18 protein-coding genes are annotated in these 19028 nt (G+C 70.4%); 8 read left to right on the plus strand and 10 right to left on the minus strand.

Features of this window, described 5'->3' with window-relative positions; genetic code table 11:
* The first annotated feature begins 120 nt into the window (after positions 1–120).
* From AC1RN5_RS09410 to AC1RN5_RS09435, 6 genes are all read left to right on the plus strand, one after another.
* Positions 121–837 (plus strand): DUF4386 domain-containing protein, encoded by a 717-nt coding sequence (locus AC1RN5_RS09410; protein ID WP_493040923.1) that lies wholly within the window; start codon positions 121–123, stop codon positions 835–837.
* 255 nt (positions 838–1092) lie between these two features.
* Positions 1093–2460 carry a DNA repair protein RadA gene (radA, locus tag AC1RN5_RS09415; RefSeq protein WP_493040924.1) on the plus strand — a complete coding sequence of 456 codons (1368 nt, stop codon included), beginning with the start codon at positions 1093–1095 and terminating at the stop codon, positions 2458–2460.
* Positions 2461–2465: 5 nt separating this feature from the next.
* The gene (locus AC1RN5_RS09420) at positions 2466–3086 is read left to right on the plus strand and encodes a CvpA family protein (RefSeq protein WP_493040925.1); all 621 of its coding nucleotides are present in this window, start codon (positions 2466–2468) and stop codon (positions 3084–3086) included.
* On the plus strand, positions 3083–4573 hold the full coding sequence (gene purF / locus AC1RN5_RS09425) for an amidophosphoribosyltransferase (protein WP_493040926.1): 1491 nt from the start codon (positions 3083–3085) through the stop codon (positions 4571–4573). Before AC1RN5_RS09420 ends, purF begins: the two co-directional genes overlap by 4 nt.
* Positions 4570–5568: a bile acid:sodium symporter family protein gene (locus AC1RN5_RS09430; protein WP_493040927.1), complete on the plus strand. Its 999-nt coding sequence runs from the start codon at positions 4570–4572 to the stop codon at positions 5566–5568. The genes purF and AC1RN5_RS09430 overlap by 4 nt, the downstream gene beginning before the upstream one ends.
* Before the next feature lie 10 nt (positions 5569–5578).
* The gene (locus AC1RN5_RS09435) at positions 5579–6334 is read left to right on the plus strand and encodes an SDR family NAD(P)-dependent oxidoreductase (RefSeq protein ID WP_493040928.1); all 756 of its coding nucleotides are present in this window, start codon (positions 5579–5581) and stop codon (positions 6332–6334) included.
* On the opposite strand, the gene der is transcribed toward AC1RN5_RS09435, so the two are convergent.
* From der to AC1RN5_RS09455, 4 genes are all read right to left on the minus strand, one after another.
* Positions 6279–7880 carry a ribosome biogenesis GTPase Der gene (gene der, locus AC1RN5_RS09440; protein WP_493040929.1) on the minus strand — a complete coding sequence of 534 codons (1602 nt, stop codon included), beginning with the start codon at positions 7878–7880 and terminating at the stop codon, positions 6279–6281. The genes AC1RN5_RS09435 and der overlap by 56 nt on opposite strands.
* A gap of 21 nt (positions 7881–7901) precedes the next feature.
* Complete coding sequence (locus AC1RN5_RS09445; RefSeq protein ID WP_493040930.1) at positions 7902–9293, minus strand: PQQ-like beta-propeller repeat protein; 1392 nt, start codon at positions 9291–9293, stop codon at positions 7902–7904.
* Positions 9290–10057 carry a tetratricopeptide repeat protein gene (locus AC1RN5_RS09450; RefSeq protein WP_493040931.1) on the minus strand — a complete coding sequence of 256 codons (768 nt, stop codon included), beginning with the start codon at positions 10055–10057 and terminating at the stop codon, positions 9290–9292. Before AC1RN5_RS09450 ends, AC1RN5_RS09445 begins: the two co-directional genes overlap by 4 nt.
* Before the next feature lie 94 nt (positions 10058–10151).
* Positions 10152–11009, minus strand: a complete 858-nt coding sequence (locus AC1RN5_RS09455) for an SDR family NAD(P)-dependent oxidoreductase (protein ID WP_493040932.1) — start codon at positions 11007–11009, stop codon at positions 10152–10154.
* Positions 11010–11129: 120 nt separating this feature from the next.
* Here AC1RN5_RS09455 and AC1RN5_RS09460 point away from each other — a divergent pair, with 120 nt between their 5' ends.
* Complete coding sequence (locus AC1RN5_RS09460) at positions 11130–12113, plus strand: aldo/keto reductase (RefSeq protein WP_493040933.1); 984 nt, start codon at positions 11130–11132, stop codon at positions 12111–12113.
* A gap of 3 nt (positions 12114–12116) precedes the next feature.
* On the opposite strand, the gene AC1RN5_RS09465 is transcribed toward AC1RN5_RS09460, so the two are convergent.
* Both AC1RN5_RS09465 and crcB read right to left on the minus strand, forming a co-directional pair.
* Positions 12117–13100, minus strand: a complete 984-nt coding sequence (locus AC1RN5_RS09465) for an RluA family pseudouridine synthase (RefSeq protein WP_493040934.1) — start codon at positions 13098–13100, stop codon at positions 12117–12119.
* Entirely contained in the window at positions 13097–13480 is a 384-nt protein-coding gene (gene crcB, locus AC1RN5_RS09470; RefSeq protein WP_493040935.1) for a fluoride efflux transporter CrcB, read from the minus strand. Before crcB ends, AC1RN5_RS09465 begins: the two co-directional genes overlap by 4 nt.
* A 125-nt stretch (positions 13481–13605) precedes the next feature.
* Here crcB and AC1RN5_RS09475 point away from each other — a divergent pair, with 125 nt between their 5' ends.
* On the plus strand, positions 13606–14844 hold the full coding sequence (locus AC1RN5_RS09475) for a hypothetical protein (protein ID WP_493040936.1): 1239 nt from the start codon (positions 13606–13608) through the stop codon (positions 14842–14844).
* Here AC1RN5_RS09475 and AC1RN5_RS09480 read toward each other — a convergent pair.
* From AC1RN5_RS09480 to AC1RN5_RS09495, 4 genes are all read right to left on the minus strand, one after another.
* Positions 14841–15329 (minus strand): CC0125/CC1285 family lipoprotein, encoded by a 489-nt coding sequence (locus tag AC1RN5_RS09480; protein ID WP_493040937.1) that lies wholly within the window; start codon positions 15327–15329, stop codon positions 14841–14843. The two genes, AC1RN5_RS09475 and AC1RN5_RS09480, sit on opposite strands and share 4 nt — an antisense overlap.
* An 82-nt stretch (positions 15330–15411) precedes the next feature.
* Complete coding sequence (locus AC1RN5_RS09485; protein ID WP_493040938.1) at positions 15412–16167, minus strand: RluA family pseudouridine synthase; 756 nt, start codon at positions 16165–16167, stop codon at positions 15412–15414.
* Positions 16164–17471 carry a replication-associated recombination protein A gene (locus tag AC1RN5_RS09490; RefSeq protein WP_493040939.1) on the minus strand — a complete coding sequence of 436 codons (1308 nt, stop codon included), beginning with the start codon at positions 17469–17471 and terminating at the stop codon, positions 16164–16166. The genes AC1RN5_RS09485 and AC1RN5_RS09490 overlap by 4 nt, the downstream gene beginning before the upstream one ends.
* Positions 17472–17608: 137 nt before the next feature.
* Positions 17609–19024: a Do family serine endopeptidase gene (locus AC1RN5_RS09495; protein ID WP_493040940.1), complete on the minus strand. Its 1416-nt coding sequence runs from the start codon at positions 19022–19024 to the stop codon at positions 17609–17611.
* Between the last annotated feature and the right edge of the window lie 4 nt (positions 19025–19028).

Consider the following 19028-nt stretch of genomic DNA (forward strand, 5'->3'; position numbering starts at 1 on the left):
ACGCCAAGGCGTCGGCCTGTTCGGCCAGCCCGTCTTGACCTGCAATCATGTGTCAGTTATTCCTGACACCTGAAATGGAACTGCCGGATCGGTCGGCGTCTCCAGCCTGTCGAGAACGCCATGACCCGCACGATCGAGACCCATCCCAACCTCTATGCCCGGCTGGCCGGGGCCATCTACCTGCTGGTGATCGTGTTCGGCGGCTTCTCGGAGGGGTTCGTCATGAACGCCCTGGTGGTCTCCGGCGACCCCGCCGCCACGGCCCACAACATCATCGCCTCGCCCGACCTGTGGACCCTCAGCGTGGCGGGCAACCTCCTCGTGCCGCTGATCGCGGTGGTCCAGCTCTGGATCGAGTACCTGCTGCTGCGGCCGGTGAGCCGCAACGTCTCCCTGCTGTTCCTGCTGTTCAACCTGGTCTCCCTGGCCGTGGAGTGCGTCAGCAAGCTGTTCCTGCTGATGGTGGTCCCGATCCTGCGCCGCGCGGACGGGGCCTTCGATCCGGGCCAGATCCAGGCCCTGGCGGGCCTGGCCCTCACCGCCCACGACATCGCCTTCCACATCACCCTGATCTTCTTCGGCGCGGCCTGCCTGCTCAGCGGCTTCCTGATCTTCCGCTCGGGCTACCTGCCCCGGCTCGTGGGCCTGCTGATCCAGGCCGCCGGCGCCAGCTACCTGATCGCCGCCTTCTCCCAGCTGTTCGCCCCGGCCTTCGCCGCCCAGATCACCCCCGCCATCCTGCTGCCGGCCCTGGTGGGCGAATCCACCCTCTGCCTGTGGCTCCTGCTGAAGGGCGTGAACCTCCAGAGGTGGACCGCGCGGCTCGCCCAGGCCTGACTCCGTGGCGCCTTGCGGGTCACTTGTCGGCCAAGATTGGTCGGCCTGATCGGCTGCGCACCCTTGGTGCGCAAGGCTTTGTCGGCGTTCGTCGGCCCGTGAACCGCCTTGTCTTCCATCCACGGCCACCGACGAACGAAATCCGACGCCCCGCCGCCCTTCCCCGTCGCCCATGTTCCCTATATGTACTCCTGATCCGCCAACGCCTCGCGGCGTTTCGCGCTAGTCTGCCCCGACCCCGAATCAGGAGACCCCATGGCCCGCGACGGCGCCGTCTATGTCTGCCAGACCTGCGGCGCGACCCAGTCCAAGTGGGCGGGCCAGTGCCCGGCCTGCCTGGCGTGGAACGCCCTGGTGGAGGAGGTCCAGAGCCGCCCGCCCGGCGCCCTGGCCCCCAGCCGCGGCAGCCTGCGCGGCAAGGGCCTGCCCTTCCAGGGCCTGCAGGAACACACCCCGGCCCCACCCCGCATCCTGACCGGGGTGGGCGAGTTCGACCGCGTCTGCGGCGGCGGCGTGGTGCCGGGCTCGGCCATCCTGGTGGGCGGCGACCCCGGGGTGGGCAAGTCCACCCTGCTGCTGCAGGTGGCCGCCTTCGCCGCCCGCCGCGGGGCCAACTGCGCCTACATCTCCGGCGAGGAGGCCGTGGAGCAGGTCCGCAGCCGCGCCCAGCGCATGGGCCTGGCCGACGCCCCGGTCCGCCTGGCCGCCGAGACCTCCCTGCGCGACATCGTCGAGGGCCTGAAGCGCGAGAAGTTCGACCTGGTGGTGATCGACTCCATCCAGACCCTGTGGAGCGACGCCCACGAGGCCGGCCCCGGCTCCGTCACCCAGGTCCGCGCCGCCACCGGCGAACTGGTGCGCCTGGCCAAGAAACAGGGCGTGGCGGTGATCCTGGTGGGCCACGTCACCAAGGAGGGGACCATCGCCGGCCCCCGGGTGATCGAGCATATGGTGGACGCCGTCCTGGCCTTCGAGGGCGAGCGCGGCTACCCGTTCCGCATCCTGCGCGGGGTCAAGAACCGCTTCGGCGCCACCGACGAGATCGGGGTCTTCGAGATGGGCGACGCCGGCCTGGCGGAGGTGAAGAACCCCTCGGCCCTGTTCCTCGACACCTCCGGCGAGCGGGCGGCGGGCGCGGCGGTCTTCGCCGGCATCGAGGGCTCGCGGCCCGTCCTGGTGGAATTCCAGGCCCTGGTGGCCCCCTCGGCCTATGGCACCCCGCGGCGCGCGGTGGTGGGCTGGGACACCGGCCGGCTGAACATGGTCCTGGCGGTGCTGGAGGCGCGCTGCGGCCTCGGTCTCGGCAATCGCGACGTCTATCTCAACGTGGCCGGCGGCCTGCGGATCAGCGAGCCGGCCGCCGATCTGGCGGCGGCGGCGGCCCTGGCCTCCTCAGCCCTGGACGTCGCCCTGCCCCAGGACTGCGTGGTGTTCGGCGAGGTCAGCCTGTCGGGGGACGTGCGTCCTGTCAGCCGCATGGATTCACGTCTGAAAGAAGCCGCAAAGCTCGGTTTTAAAAGGGCTTTCGGGCCGGCCGACGTCGATGGCGGGCCCCTGAGGATGACCGGTGTGGCCCGCCTGGGCGACGCCATCCGCCGCATCGGCGACGGCGATTGGGATTAGACGGCTTGCCCTGGTTCGACATCGTCGTGCTGTCCATCCTGCTGACCTCGGCGGGGATCGGATTCTACCAGGGCGCGGCCCGCGAGATGGTCGCGGTGCTGTCCTTCCTGATCGCCGCCGTCGTGGCGGTCTATGGCCTGCGCTTCACCGGCCCCCTGGGGCGGGCCATGGTCGATCCCGACTGGGCGGGCATGGCCGGCGCCATCGTGGCCACCTTCGTCCTGGTCTACGGGGCCCTGCGGCTTACGGGCGCAGGCCTTGCGCGGCGCATCCAGGAGACTCAGATCCTGGGCCTGCTGGACCGCACCGTCGGCCTCGGCTTTGGACTGATCCGCGCCTTCGTGGTGCTGGGAGCTTTCAACCTGGCCTTCAACGCCGCCACCCCGCCCGAGCTTCGGCCCAAATGGATGACCGGCGCGGTCTTCTATCCGATGACCACGGCGGCCGGTCAGCTCCTGAAGGCCTTCGCGCCGCGCGGCCTGGACATGGCCAACAAGCTCAAGCCCGCGGTTTCCGAGGCGGTTCGTGACGGTTCGGCGAAGGCCCCGCGTGACTCTGGCGACGGTCGCGGCTATGACGCCCGCGATCGCGGCAGTATCGACGATCTAGTGGAGAAATCCCGATGAGCCAGACTTCGGATCGATGGCGACAGGTTTCCCGCGATCCGGATGATGACACGCCCCGCCTGGAGTGCGGCGTGTTCGGCGTCTTCGACACCGAGGGCGCCTCGGCCATCACGGCGCTGGGGCTGCACGCCCTGCAGCACCGCGGGCAGGAAGCCTGCGGCATCGCCAGCTTCGACGGCCTGGGCTTCCACACCGAGCGCCACATGGGCCATGTCGGCGACGCCTTCGCCGGCGGCGACCTCATCGACCGCCTGCCGGGCGCCTCGGCCATCGGCCACACCCGCTACTCCACCGCCGGCGGCAGCTTCATCCGCAACGTCCAGCCGATGTTCGCCGACCTCGAGGCCGGCGGCCTGGCCATCGCCCACAACGGCAACCTCACCAACTTCCTGACCCTGCGCCAGCAGCTGGTGGCCGAGGGCGCGATCTTCCAGTCCACCTCGGACTCCGAGGTCATCCTCCACCTCATCGCCCGCTCGCGGCGCGCCCGTCTGGTGGACAAGTTCATCGACGCCCTGTCGCGGATCGAGGGCGGCTACGCCCTGGTGGCGCTCTCCAACAAGAAGCTGATCGGGGTGCGCGATCCCCTCGGCATCCGCCCCCTGGTGCTCGGCGACCTGGACGGCAAGCCGGTCCTGGCGTCCGAGACCTGCGCCCTCGACATGATCGGCGCCACCTTCGTCCGCGACGTCGAGCATGGCGAGATGGTGGTCATCGACCACGACGGCATCGAGTCCCTGCGCCCCTTCCCGGCCGCCAAGGCCCGGCCCTGCATCTTCGAATACGTCTATTTCGCCCGTCCCGACTCCGTGGTGAACGGCCGCTCGGTCTATGAAGTGCGCAAGCGCATGGGCCGCAAGCTGGCCATGGAGAGCCACGTGCCGGTGGACGTCATCGTCCCCGTCCCCGACTCTGGCGTGCCCGCCGCCCTGGGCTACGCCCAGGAGGTGGGCATTCCCTTCGAGATGGGGATCATCCGCAATCACTATGTCGGCCGGACCTTCATCCAGCCGACCCAGGGCGCCCGCGAGAACGGGGTGCGCATGAAGCTCTCGCCCAACCGCTCGGTCCTGGCCGGCAAGCGGGTGATGCTGATCGACGACTCCATCGTCCGCGGCACCAACTCCGTCCGCGTCGCCCGCATGGTGCGCGAGGCCGGCGCCGCCGAGGTCCACCTGCGCTCGGCCTCGCCGCCGATCATGTGGCCCGACTACTACGGCATCGACATGCCCGACCGCGACAAGCTGCTGGCCGCCAACCACACCGTCGAGGAGATCGCCAAGATCCTCGAGGTCGACTCCATGGGCTACCTCTCCGTGGACGGCCTCTACTGGGCCATGGAATCGGCGCCGCGCAATCCCGACGAGCCGCAGTTCACCGACCACTACTTCACCGGCGACTATCCGACCCGCCTGCTGGATCGCGAGATCGCCGAGGGCCGCAACGAGACGGCCGAGCGCCAGCTGTCGTTCCTGGTCGACGCGTGAGCGGAGGGAAGGCCGGCGGCTGGATCAGCCGCCTGAAGCCCGACTGGTACATCATCCTGATCGTCAGCATGGTGGTGCTGGCCTCGATCCTGCCCGCCCGCGGCGCGGCGGCCCCGGCCTTCGGCCTGGCCACCAAGATCGCCATCGCGCTGGTCTTCTTCCTGCACGGCGCCAAGCTTTCGCGGGAGGCGGTGATCAAGGGCGTCACCCACTGGCGGCTGCACCTGCTGGTCCTGGCCGCCACCTTCGTCCTCTTCCCCCTGCTCTGCCTGGGCCTGGCCGCCCTGCCCGGCGCGATCACCCCGGCCGCCCTCGCCCCTGGCCTGATCTTCCTGGGCTGCCTGCCGTCGACCATCCAGTCCTCCATCGGCTTCACCGCCGTGGCGCGGGGCAATGTGGCGGCCACCGTCGCCTCGGCGACGGCCTCCAACCTGCTGGGCATAGCCCTGACGCCCCTGCTGGCGGCGATGCTGATGCACACCCAGGGCGGCTTCTCCCTGCACTCGGCCCAGTCGATCGTCCTGCAGCTGCTGCTGCCCTTCATCGCCGGCCAGGTCCTGCGCCCCTGGGTCGGACCCTGGATCAGCGCCCGGGCCAAGGCGGTGGGCTATGTGGACCGCGGCTCCATCCTGCTGGTGGTCTATTCGGCCTTCTCCGAGGCCGTGGTCCAGGGCATCTGGACCAAGGTCAGCGCGCTCGACCTGGTGCGCCTGCTGATCCTCTGCCTGGTCCTGCTGGCCACCGTCCTGCTGGCCACCCTGTTCGCGGCGCGGGCCTTCAAGTTCAACAAGGAGGACGAGATCACCATCGTCTTCTGCGGCTCCAAGAAGAGCCTGGCCAGCGGCGTGCCCATGGCCGGGGTGCTGTTCCCCGGCGCGACGCTCGGCCTGATCCTGCTGCCGATCATGGTCTTCCACCAGATCCAGCTCATGGCCTGCGCGGTGATCGCCGGCGTCTATGCAAAGCGGGCGGACAGCGACGCCCAGACCAGCTAGAAGCCCCGCCATGACTGACCAGAATCTCCCCCTCGCCGGCAAGATCGCCCTCGTCACCGGCGCCTCCCGCGGCATCGGCCGCGCCAGCGCGCTGGCGCTCGCCAAGGCCGGCGCCCACGTCATCGCCGTGGCCCGCACCACCGGCGGCCTGGAGGAGCTCGACGACGAGATCCGCGCCGCCACCGGCCAGCCCGCCACCCTGGTCCCCATGGACATCTCCCAGGTCGAGGGCCTGGACCAGCTGGGCCTGGCCATCCACGAGCGGCACGGCCGCCTGGACATCCTGGTGCACGCCGCCGCCATCCTGGGCGCCATCACCCCGGTCAGCCACATCGAACCGGCCCTCTGGGACAAGGTGATGGCCACCAACCTGACGGCCACCTACCGCCTGATCCGCACCACCGAGCGCCTGCTGCGGGCCTCCGACGCCGGCCGGGCCATCTTCCTCACCACCGGCCGCGTGCAGCGCCCCAAGGCCTTCTGGGGCGTCTACGGCGTCTCCAAGGCGGCCATGGAGCACCTGGTCCAGACCTGGGCCGACGAGCTGGAGAACACCACCATCCGCGCCGCCCTGGTGGATCCGGGCGTCATGCGCACCAAGATGCGCGCCGAGGCCATGCCGGGCGAGGATCCCATGACCCTGCCCGAGCCCTCGGAGATCGGGCCGATGATCGTGGAGCTTGCCCAGGCGGACCTGGGCCTGCCGAAATCTAGCGTTTTGTTTTCGGACTGGAAGCAGAGGTCCGGCTCGCCCGCTTCGGCTTGACCCCCGGGCGGGCCAGCTTCTGGGTCCGCCCCTTGGGATTTCCCACCTGCTTGGGCTTGGCGACATAGGCGCGCTTCGGCTTGGCCGCCGCGCCGGCCTTGGCCTTGGCCGAGGCCGCCGCCTTGGTCTTGGCGCGCAGGCCCGTCGAGGGGCCTGAGGCCGCCTTGCTGGCGGCCTTGGCGGCGAAGCCCGCGGCCGGGCCGCTCTTGGCCTCGCCCTCGGCGAAGGGGTTCTTGTTCGACTTCACCGTCAGCCGCATGGGCACGCCGGGTAGGTCGAAGCTCTCCCGCAGCGAGTTGATCAGGTAGCGGCGATAGTGGTCCGGCAGCTGGTCGGCGCGGCTGGCGAACAGCACGAAGGTCGGCGGCCGGGCCTTGGTCTGGGCCATGTATTTCGGCTTGATCCGGCGCCCGCCCACCGAGGGGGGCGGATGCCGCTGGGTGGCCATGGAGAGCCAGTCGTTCAGGTCGCGGGTCTTGACCTTGGTGGACCAGTCGGCGTGCACCTTGAAGACCGCGGGCATCAGCTTGTCGAGGCCGCGGCCGGTCTCGGCCGACAGGGCCACCACCGGCGTGCCGCGAAGCTGCGGCAGCAGGCGGGCGGCCTCCTCGTTGAACATGGCGAGCGTCGCGCGCTGGTCCTCCACAAGGTCCCACTTGGCCAGGCAGAAGACCAGGCCCCGGCCCTCCCGCTCGACCAGGTCGGCGATCTGCAGGTCCTGGACCTCGAAGGGGTGGGTGGCGTCCATCACCAGGATCACCACCTCGGCATAGGTGATGGCGCGGATGGAGTCCTGGCCCGACAGCTTCTCCAGCTTCTCCTCGACCCGCGCCTTGCGGCGCAGGCCGGCGGTGTCCACCAGGCGGATGGCCCGGTCGTCCCAGGTCCAGTCCACGGGGATCGCGTCGCGGGTGATGCCGGCCTCGGGGCCGGTCAGCAGCCGGTCCTCGCCGATCAGCTTGTTCACCAGGGTCGACTTGCCGGCGTTGGGGCGCCCGACAATGGCGATCTGCACGGGCTTCTCGACGGCCTCGCCGTCCTCGAATTCGTGCTCGACCGAATAGGGGGCGATCGCCTGGTAGAGATCGGCCATGCCCTCGCCGTGCTCGGCGGAGATCGGGATCGGCTCCCCCAGGCCCAGGCTGAAGGCGTCGTTGATGCCGGCGTCGCCGCGTTTGCCCTCGGCCTTGTTGGCCAGCAGGATCACCGGCTTGTCGCGGCGGCGCAGGATCTCGCCGAACACCCGGTCCATCGGGGTGACGCCATCGCGGGAGTCGATCACGAACAGGGCCACGTCGGCCTCGTCGATGGCGAGCTCCGTCTGGGCGCGCATCCGCGCCTCCAGACTCTCGTCGGTGACGTCCTCGAATCCGGCGGTGTCGATCAGCTCCAGATCGATGTCGCCGATGGTCCCGACGCCGAAGCGCCGGTCACGGGTGACGCCGGGCCGGTCATCGACGATGGCGAGCTTCTTGCCCGCCAGCCGATTGAACAGGGTCGATTTGCCGACGTTCGGACGCCCTACGATCGCAAGCCTGAGCGGCATGGGGTCCTGGTCTTCTCTGGCTTAGCGCAGCGCGATGAGTTGAGCCTCATCGGTCGCGATATAGATGACGCCATTGACGGCGATCGGGCCCAGCAGAACGCTGGAACCGAGGTTCATGGTCTTCTCCACCACGCCGGTCTTGGCGTTGAGCGCCACCAGCTCGCCCTGGTTGGACACGGTGATCAGCTTGCCCGAGGCCAGCAGGGGGCTCGACCAGATCGGCTTGGAGACATATTTCTTGCGGCCCAGGCTGAGCCCCATCAGGCCGCCCTTGGCCTTGCCGCGGCCCACGCTGAGGTCGCGGATCCAGTAGATCTGGCCGCTCTCGCGGGCCACGCAGATCACCTGGCCGCCCTTGTCGACGACATAGACCACGTCCCCCGCCGGCCAGGGGGTGGTGATGCCGGTGATCGGCAGGCTCCAGCGCGCCTGACCGGTGCGCAGGTCGGTGGCCGCGAAGACGCCGGAGTGGCTGACGGCGAAGACATCGCCCTGATAGATGACCGGCCGGCCGGGAATGTCGCGAATCTCGGAGAGCGCGTTGTTGCGGCTGGCCCGCGACAGGGCCTCGTTCCACAGGTCGTTGCCGTTGGCGGCGCGCAGGGCCACCAGTTCGCCGGACCCGAAGGCGGCCACCACGGTGTCGCCCGACACCGCCGGCGTCGAAGCGCCCAGGATGCGCGAGGATTCCGACAGGGCCTGATAGGTCCAGCTCGGGGTCCCGTCGGCGGTGTTGTAGGTCAGCAGGGTGTTGTCCACCGCCACCACGAACAGGCGGCCGCCGGAGACGGTGGGGGCCGCGTGGATCGGCTGCTCGGTCTTCACCTTCCAGCCGACCGCGCCGGTGTCGGCGTTGAGCTGGGCGACGAACCGGTAGCCGGAGGCGACGTAGAGCTTGCCGTCGGCGATGGCGATGCCGCCGCCGAAGGATTCCTTGTCGCGCTTGCCGTCCGGACGCAGGTCGACCTTCCACACCTCGGCGCCCGACTGGGCGTCATGGGCCGAGACCGTGGCCTCGCCGTCCATCACATAGATCTTGCCGTTGACGGCCACCGGCGGGGCGGTGACGTGGGCGCCACGGTCGGAGCCCTTGCCGAAGCCGCGCTTCCAGGCGATCGACAGGTCTCCGCCGGCCGCGACGTGCTCGACGGAGTTTTCCAGCGTGCCGCCCGGCAGGGACCACTGGGTCACCTGGACGGGGTCGGGCAGGAAGAAGTCGGCGCCCTTCAGGGCCTCGGCGGCCTCCACCTTCTGGTCGAAGGCGACGATGGCGATGCGTTCGCCCTCGCTGGCGACTTCGCCGGGAGCTTCCTTCTTGGGGAAGGGGTTGAGGCGGCTAAGGGTCGAGCACCCGCTCGCGGCCAGGGCGGCCGTCAGGAGCAGGGCAAGTCCGGTGCGGCTGCGAAGCGTCATTTGGCGTCCGGGGTTTGTTGCGTCGGAGCGGAAGGGCCAGCCGCGGCGGCCCCCGGTTGAACAAGGCTCTGCGGCGGCAGGGCCGCGGCGGCGCGGGCGGCGGCGGCCACGTTCTTGGCCGAGCCGGAATCGATCAGGTCCATGGCGGCCTTGGCGCGGTTGCGCGCGCCTTCCGAGGCGTCGGCCAGCAGGGAGATCACCACGAAGTCGCCCCGCGCGCCGGCCAGGTCGCCGGCCATGATCTTGGCGAACGCCAGGGCTTCGCGCGCCTCGGTGCGATAGGGCCGACCTTCTTTGAGCATCGGCGTCAGGCGCGCCTCCAAGTCCTTGTAAGGAGCCGTGTCGAGCAAGGCGAAGGCGGATTTGAGGCGGGCGGCGTCCCCGATGATGTCGTTCGGCGCGGCTTCCGCGGCCTGGTCGAAATACTTCACCGCCTCGGCGGTCTTGCCGGCGGCCAGCTTCACGCCGCCCTGATGCTGCAGGGCCAGCGACTTGTAGGCCTTGGAGCCCGACTTCGCGACCTCGGTCCACAGCCGGTCGGCCTCGTCTGCGCGGCCGGCGTTGAAGGCGTCCAGGGCCTGGCTGTACTGCTCCGAGGCCTTCGACGTGGTCTTGGTCTGATAGGTCTCGTAGCCCCAGATCGCGAGGGCCACCACCAGGGCGGCGGCCATGACGGCGCCGACCCAGGGCAGGGCTTTCAGCGCAAGCGCCTTGTAGCGGTCGGTGCGGAGCTGCTCCTCGACCTCTTCAAAGACATCAACCACGTCGGGAAACTCCGCACGAAAGGCGCAAGGGAATAGAGCGGCGGAACCTATAGCGGCAGCTTGGCCGCCGCAACGGTTCGGCTCTCCGCCCGACTTAGCCTGCCCCGAGCTTCGACGCCATGAAAGTCTCGAAGGCGGCCATGTAGTCCGGATCCCAGCGCGACAGGGCCGATCGGTTGAGGATCAGGTCGTCGGCGGCCCAGCGGATCCGCTTCTCGTCGGTCTCGCGGGTGACGTCGTTGTCGGGGCACAGGATGTAGAAGTCCCCCTTCCCCATCGCCGCGATCATGAAATCGGCGACCTGCTCGGCGCTCCAGGCGCCGGGCGGCTTCTCGGTGGCCCGCGCCGTCATGCCGGTGAAGGTGAAGCCGGGAATCAGCAGGTGGGCGCTCACCTGCCCGCCCTCGACGTTGCGCAGCTGGTGGGCCAGGCCCTCGGTCAGGGCCTTCACCGCCGCCTTGCTGGTGTTGTAGGCCACGTCCCCGGGCGGATTGGTGATCCCCTGTTTGGAGCCGGTGTTGACGATGGCGCAGGGGGTCTGCTGGTCGATCATCAGCTGGGTGAAGGCCTGCAGGCCGTTGATCACCCCCCACAGATTGACCTCCAGCAGCCGACGCCAGCGGTCCGGATGCTCCCAGGCCCCGGCCCCGCCCCCGACCCCGGCGTTGTTCATCAGCACCCCCACCTCGCCGAACCGCTCGTAGGCGGCGTCCCGCAGGCGATTGACCGCCTCGGCGTCGGAGACGTCGGTGGGGACGCCGAACACCTGGTCGGGCGCGGCCGCCACGGCCTGGACCGCCTTCACCGCGGCCTTCAGGGCCTCGGCGTTCTGGTCGGCCAGGCAGACCTTCATCCCCAGGGCGGCGAACCGTTTGGCGGCCGCCAGGCCGATGCCGCTGGCGGAGCCGGCCACCACCGCGGCGCGGCCGGAGGTCAGGGCGGGGTGGGTCATGGTCATCTCCCGTGGATCAGCGGCGCGAGGAGGCGTCGAAGGCGAACAGATACGGCCAGCCTGCGCCGCGATATAGTGACCCCGGCATTGAATCGGTCACGCCATCCAGGGAGTACGCGCATGAAGACCCGTCAACTGGGGGCCAAGGGCCCGACCGTCTCGGCCATGGGCCTGGGCTGCATGACCATGACCGCCGTCTATGGCGCCCCCTCCGACAAGGCCGAGAGCCTGGCCACCCTGGACCGCGCCCTGGAGCTGGGGATCAACTTCTGGGACACCGCCGACATCTACGGCCCCTATGAGAACGAGGAGCTGCTGGGCGAGGCCCTGACCGGCCGCCGGGACAAGGTGTTCCTGGCCACCAAGTTCGGCATCGTCCGCAAGGGCGAGGCCACCGGGGTGGACGCCAGCCCGGCCTACGTCCGCTCGGCCTGCGACGCCAGCCTGAAGCGCCTGAAGACCGACGTCATCGACCTCTACTACCTGCACCGCGTCGACCGCGACACGCCCATCGAGGAGACCGTCGGCGCCATGGCGGAGCTGGTGAAGGCCGGCAAGGTCCGCCACCTGGGCCTGTCGGAAACCTCCGCCGAGACCCTGGAGCGGGCCTGCAAGGTCCACCAGATCACCGCCCTGCAGAGCGAATACTCCCTCTGGACCCGCGATCCGGAGACCGGCCCCCTGGCCGCCTGCGAGCGGCTCGGCGTCGGCTTCGTGCCCTACAGCCCCCTCGGCCGCGGCTTCCTCACCGGCGAGATCAAGACCCCCGACGACTTCGGCGCCGCCGACTGGCGCCGTTCCAACCCCCGCTTCCAGGGCGAGAACTTCGCCCGTAACCTGGCCATCGTGGAGAAGGTGAAGGCGCTGGCCCAGGCCAAGGGCGTCACCGCCTCGCAGCTGGCGCTGGCCTGGGTGATGTCCAAGGGCGAGCACGTGGTTCCGATCCCGGGCACCCGGCGCATCAAGTACCTGGAGGACAACGCCGGCGCCGTCGACGTCGTGCTCACCGCCGCCGACCTCGCCGAGATCGACGCGGCCTTCCCGCCGGACATCTCCGTCGGCGACCGCTACGCCGCCGGGATGATGGGCTCCCTGAACGGCTAGGACCTACTTCCGGCCCCGGCGGAACGGCTCGGGGTCGGCCTCGTGCTCGTCGAAGCCGAAGCGGGCGAAGCCCTCCTTCATCTCCGGGCTCAGGGGCGCCTCCAGCACCAGGGTGCCGCTGGAGGGGTGCGGCAGGCTCAGGCGCCGGGCGTGCAGCTGCAGCTTCAGCGGCCCCGACAGCTCCTTGGAGGCCGCGGTGTTGTACTTCGGGTCCCCCAGGATCGGGTGGCCCATGGCCAGCATGTGGGCCCGCAGCTGGTGGGTCCGGCCGGTGTGGGGGCGCAGGGCCATCCAGGCGGCCCGGGGCCCGGCCCGGCTGATGGTGACGAACTCGGTCTCGGCGGGCTCGGCGCCCGGCTCCTTGGGCTGGGCCGGGACCACCATCTCGCGGTCGCCGACCCCCTTCTTCACCAGGGGCAGTTCCAGCACCCCCTCCCCCGGCTTGGGGAAGCCGATGACGATGGCCCAGTAGGTCTTGTGCGCCTTGCGCCGGGCGAAGGCGCCGGCCAGCTTGGCCGCCGCGCCGGGCGTCTTGCCCAGCACCAGGACGCCGGAGGTGTCGCGGTCCAGGCGGTGGACAAGGCGCGGCCGCTCCAGCCCCTCGCCCCAGGCGCTCAGCAGCCGGTCGATGTGCTTGTGGGTCTTGGTGCCCCCCTGCACCGCCAGGCCCGCGGGCTTGTTGAGCACCAGCACCTCTTCGTCCTCATAGAGCACCAGGCTCTTGGCGTAGGCCGCCTCGCGGGCGTCGATGCCCTTGTCGCGGGTCCCCGGCTCCGGGGCGTCGGGCAGGGGCGGCACGCGGATCTGGGCGCCGGCCGACAGCCGCGAGTCCGGCTTGGCCCGGCCGCCGTCGACGCGGATCTGGCCCGAGCGGGTCAGTTTCTGGATCTGGATATGGTTCAGGTGCGGCCAGCGGCGCTTGAACCAGCGGTCCAGCCGGACCCCGTCCTCGCCGGCGTCCACGAACAGGGTGCGGACCTCCTTCATGCGAACATCCGCCGCGCCAGCAACAGGCCCGCGAACAGGGCGGTGATGGAGAGCAGGACCGAGGCGGTGGCATAGGAGGCGGCCACGCCATAGGCGCGCCGCTCGATCATCAGGGCCGTCTCCAGGGAGAAGGCCGAGAAGGTGGTGAAGCCCCCCAGCACCCCCACCCCCAGCAGCAGCCGCAGCCGCTCCTGATCGGCCCCGCCGCGATGGGCCAGGAACCCGGCCAGCATGCCCATCAGCAGGCCGCCGAGGATGTTGGCGAGGAAGGTCCCGAACGGCCAGGCCGGGCCGAACAGCCGCATCGCCTGAATCCCCAGGGCGTAGCGCGCCATCGCGCCGGTCGCCCCGCCGGCGGCCACCAGAAGCAGTTTTTCCATGGCCCCTTATGCGACGGTGCGCCGCCGCCGTCGAGAAGCCGCGCTCGGTAACCCTGGCCCGCAACGCCTGGTTAAGGGCTGGGCGGGATTATGCTCGTCCAAGTTCCTGAACCCGGCCGCGCAAAGTGTCCCCCGGCGAGCCCAAGAGTATCGAGCGTCTCACCGCCGGCGGCGCTGCCGCGGCGCTCGAACGGCTGGCCGCGACCGACCTGGTGGAACGGGGCTGCGTCACCATCATCAGCGTCGAGGCCATCCGTCAGCGCTCCGGCGACCGCTGGACGCGCAAGCGGGACGCGGTCTGGGCCTATGTCGGCAAGAAGTGCGACGAACACCTGGCCTATCAGGACATCCGCCACCGCGTCGGCGAGACCGACTTCCTGATCGCCATGACCTCGGAGGAAGGCGTCGCCGCCCAGGCGGTCAGCCTGAAGATCCTCGAGGAGGTGCTGCTGTTCTTCCTCGGCGTCGCCGATCGCGCCGACATGAAGATCCGGGCGGTCAGCGCCATCAACGGCGACGAGCTGTCCTGCTCGGAGATCGACCTGGCCCGCATCGCCGCCCCGCGCGCCGCGCCGCCCGAGGAGGTCATCGCCGTCTCGCCCTACCACGCCGGCGTCGACCCGGCCGAGGAGCGCCGGCGCAATCCGATCTCCTTCGTCACCGCCTCGGGCCAGAACCTGCGGATCGACTTCGCCCTGCAGGAGGTGGTCAGCCTTCGCCACAAGGTGACCGCCGCCCTGCGGGTCGATCCCACCGTGACCCACATCGCCAGCGGCCGGCTGATCCCGGCCCGGGCCTTCGGCAAGCTGTCGGACGACGACATCGCCTTCATCGACCGCTCGGCCCTGGACTTCGCCGCCCTGTTCGCCGGCGCCGAGGGCCGTCCCCAGCCGCCGCTGATCCTGCCGCTGTCCTTCCGCACCATGTCGGCCCGCAAGGGCCGCCAGGCCCTGATCTCGGTCCCGGGCCTCACCCCCGCCCGCATGAAGACCGGCATCATGGTGGAGCTGATCGATGTCGACCGCGGCACCCCCGAGGCGCGCCTGCTGGAGGTCACCGGCCTGGTGGGCCAGGTCTGCAAGGGGGTGCTGGCCCGCATCCAGCCGGTGCGCGACGCCATCGGCCCGGTGCGGGGCGCGCGGCTCCAGGGCCTGACGGTGGACGCCGGCGATCTGCTCGGCGGGGATTCCCAGGTCGCGAGCCAGATGATCGCCCTGGCCGCCCAGGCGCGCGGCCGCGCCCCGGCCCTGATGATCCACGGCCTGACCTCCGAGGGCTTCCTGGACGTGGCCGGCGTCGCTGGCTTCACCCACGCCTCGATGAAGGTCGTCCGGCCCGCCCAGCAGCAGCAGCCTGCGGCCTAGACCCTGGGCCCGATGGTCGCGCGCAGCTGGTGGGCGTCATAGACGTCGCCGCCCGGGGGCTTGGGGCCCTTGCCCATCACCACCTCGATCGTCTGGGCCAGGGCCGGACCGCCGCCCAGGTTGAAGCTGGTCCCCAGACCGATCCCCACGCCGCCGCCCCGGCCATAGCTGCCGCCGCCCGTGCCCAGGGAGACCCGCGGTCCGTTGTCGGGCCCGGCCTGGCGCATCACCCGGTCGGCCACCCGGAACCAGTCATAGCCGTCGGCCAGCGCGATATCGGCCGCCCGCAGCAGGGCGTAGTCGGCCACCTGCTCGGGCGGCGCGCCGGGGCCGCCGCGGAAGGTCACCCGGTAGCGGCCGGGCTCGATCCGGTAGTCGGAGAACCCGACGGCCTGGGGCCCGTTGGCGGCGGTGAAGACGGTGGGCGCGCTGGCGCAGGCCGCCAGGCTGGCGCAGAGGGCGGCGGTGAGGATCAGGCGTTTCATCGGGCGGTCTCGGTCTGGCGGAAAGTCGTTTGACTTCCAAGGCTTGCCCGACAGAACGGCCAAGCCCCGCCCCCGTTCCCCCTTACGGCTCCAGGCCGATGGCCGCCAGGATCGTCGCCATGTCCGGGGGCGTCGGCGCCTCGATCCGCCTGGTCCCGCCTTCGGGATGCGGGAACGATAGGGCCCCGGCGTGCAGCATCAGGCGGGGAACCGGTTGCCCCCCGACAGCGAGGGCGCCGCCATACCGAACGTCCCCGGCGATGGGCCGCCCGATGGAGGCCAGGTGGACCCGAAGCTGGTGCATGCGCCCGGTGTCCGGCGACAGCTCCAGCAGGGCCGCGACATCGTTGGCGGCCAGGGTGCGATAGCGGGTCTGGGCGGTCTCGGCGTCCGGGTGATCGGGCGCGCATATCCGCATGAAGGCTTCTCGCCCCGCCTCGTCCCGGCGCAGGGGAACCTCGATGGTCCCGCCGGTGGGATCGGGCGCGCCGGGCGTGACGATAGCCCGGTAGGTCTTGGAAAACCTGCGCCCCATCATGGCCTTGCCGAGGAATCCTGCGGCGGGCTTGGTCTTGGCCGTGAGGATCACCCCGGAGGTGTCGCGGTCCAGGCGGTGGATCAGCCGAGGCCGCGCCTTGCCCGGCTTGGCGAAGGCCCAGAGCATCTCGTCGAGGGTATGGACCTGGCCGCGCCCGCCCTGGCTGGACAGGCCCGCCGGCTTGTTGAGCGCCAGGATGTGCGGATCCTCATAGATCACCAGGCCGCGGACGAGCGCGATCTCTTCGGGCGTCAGCACCACCGGCGCGGGCTCGGCCTTCCGCTTGGGCGCCGGCCTCACTTGCCGTCCCGTTCGGCGCGGATCGCCGCCCAGCGCGCCAGGCGCTCCTTGATGCGCGCCTCCGAGCCCTGGTCCTTGGGCTGGTAGAAGCTGGGCCGCGCCATGCCGTCCGGGAAGTAGTTCTGGCCCGAGAAGCCCTCCTCGGCGTCGTGGTCGTAGGCGTAGCCCTTGCCGTAGCCGAGGTCCTTCATCAGCTTGGTGGGAGCGTTGCGGATATGGGCCGGCGGCATCAGCGAGCCGGTCTCCTTGGCCGAGCGCATCGCCGCTCCGAAGGCCTTGTAGACGGCGTTGGACTTGGGCGCGGCGGCCAGGTGGACCACCAGTTGGGCCAGGGCCAGGTCCCCCTCGGGCGAACCCAGGAAGTCGTAGGTGTCCTTGGCCGCGTTGGCCAGCACCAGGGACATGGGGTCGGCCTCGCCGATATCCTCCATGGCCGCCCGGATCAGCCGGCGGGCGATGAACAGCGGGTCCTCGCCCCCGGTCAGCATGCGCGCCAGCCAGTAGAGGGCCGCGTCCGGATCGGAACCGCGGATCGACTTATGCAGGGCCGAGATGAGGTTGTAGTGCTCCTCCCGGTCCTTGTCGTAGGCCGGGCTGCGCTTCTGCAGGATCTCCCCCAGCTCCTTGATCGACAAGGGTTTGGCCGTGCCGATGTTGAGCAGGGTCTCGGCCAGGGTGAGCAGGTAGCGGCCGTCGCCGTCGGCCAGGGCCACCAGGGCGTCGCGGGCCTCGGGCTCCAGCGGCAGGGCGCGGGCCTCGTGGATCTCGGCCTTCTCCAGCAGCATCTTCAGCGCCTCGTCGTCCAGGCGCTTGAGCACATAGACCTGGGAGCGCGACAGCAGCGCTCCGTTTAGCTCGAAGGACGGGTTCTCGGTGGTGGCGCCCACCAGGGTGACGATCCCCTCCTCCACGAAGGGCAGGAAGCCGTCCTGCTGGGCGCGGTTGAAGCGGTGGATCTCGTCGACGAACAGCAGGGTCGATTGCCCCGCCGAACGCCGCATCTTCGCCTGTTCGAAGGCCTTCTTGAGGTCGGCGACCCCGGAGAACACCGCCGAGAGCTGCTGGAACTCGTAGCCCGCCTCCTTGGCCAGCAGCCGGGCGATGGTGGTCTTGCCGGTGCCGGGGGGCCCCCACAGGATCATCGACGACAGCCGCTTGGCCTCGGCCATCCGCCGGATCGGCCCCTCGGGTCCCAGCAGGTGATCCTGGCCCACCACCTCGTCGAGCTTCTGCGGCCGCAGGCGGTCCGCCAGCGGTGAGGGAGCATGCGGCGTCAGACCCGCGGCTTCGAAGAGGTCGGCCATGGAGCGGTTCTAGCCTTCCCTCCCCTTCATGGGGAGGGGAAGATCGCGAGGCGATCGGGGTGGGGGTGTCTGACCACAATCCCCCACCCGTCCGAAGCTTCGCTTCGTCCACCCTCCCCATAAGGGGGAGGGAGACTCTACGTCCTGAAGTTGGCCGAGATCTCCTGGCCGCCGCGGACGATGGTCACCTGCCATTGGCCAGCGCCCGTACCCACCACGGCCATCAGGTCGCGCACCGTGCCGATGTCGCGGCCATTGACCCGGCGGATCAAGTCGCCCGGACGCAGACCGGCGTTCATGGCGAAGCCGCGGCCCATCTTGGTCACCAGCACCCCCTTGCCGGAGAAGGGATCCAGGCCCAGCTCGTCGGCAACGGCGGGCGAGAGGTTCACCACCGTCGCCCCGTCGAAGGGATGGCGGCCGCTCAGCGCCTGCTCGTCGCGGGCGGGCGTCGCCGGCGGCGCCTCGGCCTTGAGGTTCAGGGTGAGGTTGGCGCCGCCGCGCAGGACACCGAGCTTCAGCACCTCGCCGGGCCGGCTGGAGCCCAGGGCGTAGCTCACCCCGGCGGGGTCGGCCACGGGCCTGCCATCCACCGACAGGATCACGTCCTCGGGCCGCAGGCCGGCGCGGGCGGCGGGGCCGCCGGGCCAGATCTCGGCTACCAGGGCGCCCGACGGAATGGCCATGCCCAGGCTGTGGGCGATGTCGCCGGTCACCGGCTGGGTCCGCGCGCCCAGCCAGGGCCGCACCACCACGTGTCCGCCGCCGGCGGCGGTCTCGACGATGCGCTTCACCATCGCCCCAGGAATCGCGAAGCCGACCCCCGACGAGGTGCCGGAACGCGAGAGGATGAAGCTGTTCACCCCGATCAGGTCGCCGTCCATGTCCACCAGGGCGCCGCCGGAATTGCCCGGATTGATCGCCGCGTCGGTCTGGATATAGGCGTTGGCCGCGTCGCCATTGGGGTCGGCGGTGCGGTTGAGGGCCGAGATGATGCCGTTGGTCACCGTCTGGCCGACGCCGAAGGGGTCGCCGATGGCCAGGACCAGGTCGCCCACCTGGGCCTCGCCGGTGTCGTCGATGGGCAGGACCGGCAGGCGCTCGGCGCCCACGTCGATCTTCAGCACCGCCAGGTCGGTGCGCGGGTCGGCCAGCAGCACCTTGGCGGGGAATTCACGGCGGTCGGCCAGGGCCACGGTGATCTCCTGGCCGCCTTCCACCACGTGGTTGTTGGTGATGATCACCCCGTCGGAGCGGACGATGACCCCCGAGCCGAGGGAGCCCTCCACCCGGTCGCGGGGAGCCCCCATGCCGAACATCTGCCAGAACGGATCGGCCTGGGTGCGGACCATGCGTTTGGAAGAGATGTTCACCACCGCCGGCGCGGCGCGCTTCACCACCGGGGCGAAGGACATCTTCATGGTCATGGAGTCCCCGGGCGCGGCCCGGGTGGGCTGGGCGAGCGGCGGAATCTGCGCCTTGGACCTCGCGGTGGGATCGGAACAGGCGGCCAAGAGGGCCAGGATGGGGATCAGGACGCGATGGGCTCGCATGGGC

The organism is Phenylobacterium sp. GW821-FHT12F10, assembly GCF_058806695.1.

Coding starts and splice junctions, on each gene's coding strand:
- AC1RN5_RS09455 (WP_493040932.1), bottom strand. CDS start 11,009: ATGACCCACCCCGCCCTGACCTCCGGCCGCGCCGCGGTGGTGGCCGGC.
- radA (WP_493040924.1), top strand. CDS start 1,093: ATGGCCCGCGACGGCGCCGTCTATGTCTGCCAGACCTGCGGCGCGACC.
- AC1RN5_RS09460 (WP_493040933.1), top strand. CDS start 11,130: ATGAAGACCCGTCAACTGGGGGCCAAGGGCCCGACCGTCTCGGCCATG.
- AC1RN5_RS09465 (WP_493040934.1), bottom strand. CDS start 13,100: ATGAAGGAGGTCCGCACCCTGTTCGTGGACGCCGGCGAGGACGGGGTC.
- AC1RN5_RS09445 (WP_493040930.1), bottom strand. CDS start 9,293: ATGACGCTTCGCAGCCGCACCGGACTTGCCCTGCTCCTGACGGCCGCC.
- AC1RN5_RS09495 (WP_493040940.1), bottom strand. CDS start 19,024: ATGCGAGCCCATCGCGTCCTGATCCCCATCCTGGCCCTCTTGGCCGCC.
- AC1RN5_RS09435 (WP_493040928.1), top strand. CDS start 5,579: ATGACTGACCAGAATCTCCCCCTCGCCGGCAAGATCGCCCTCGTCACC.
- AC1RN5_RS09410 (WP_493040923.1), top strand. CDS start 121: ATGACCCGCACGATCGAGACCCATCCCAACCTCTATGCCCGGCTGGCC.
- crcB (WP_493040935.1), bottom strand. CDS start 13,480: ATGGAAAAACTGCTTCTGGTGGCCGCCGGCGGGGCGACCGGCGCGATG.
- purF (WP_493040926.1), top strand. CDS start 3,083: ATGAGCCAGACTTCGGATCGATGGCGACAGGTTTCCCGCGATCCGGAT.
- AC1RN5_RS09480 (WP_493040937.1), bottom strand. CDS start 15,329: ATGAAACGCCTGATCCTCACCGCCGCCCTCTGCGCCAGCCTGGCGGCC.
- AC1RN5_RS09490 (WP_493040939.1), bottom strand. CDS start 17,471: ATGGCCGACCTCTTCGAAGCCGCGGGTCTGACGCCGCATGCTCCCTCA.
- der (WP_493040929.1), bottom strand. CDS start 7,880: ATGCCGCTCAGGCTTGCGATCGTAGGGCGTCCGAACGTCGGCAAATCG.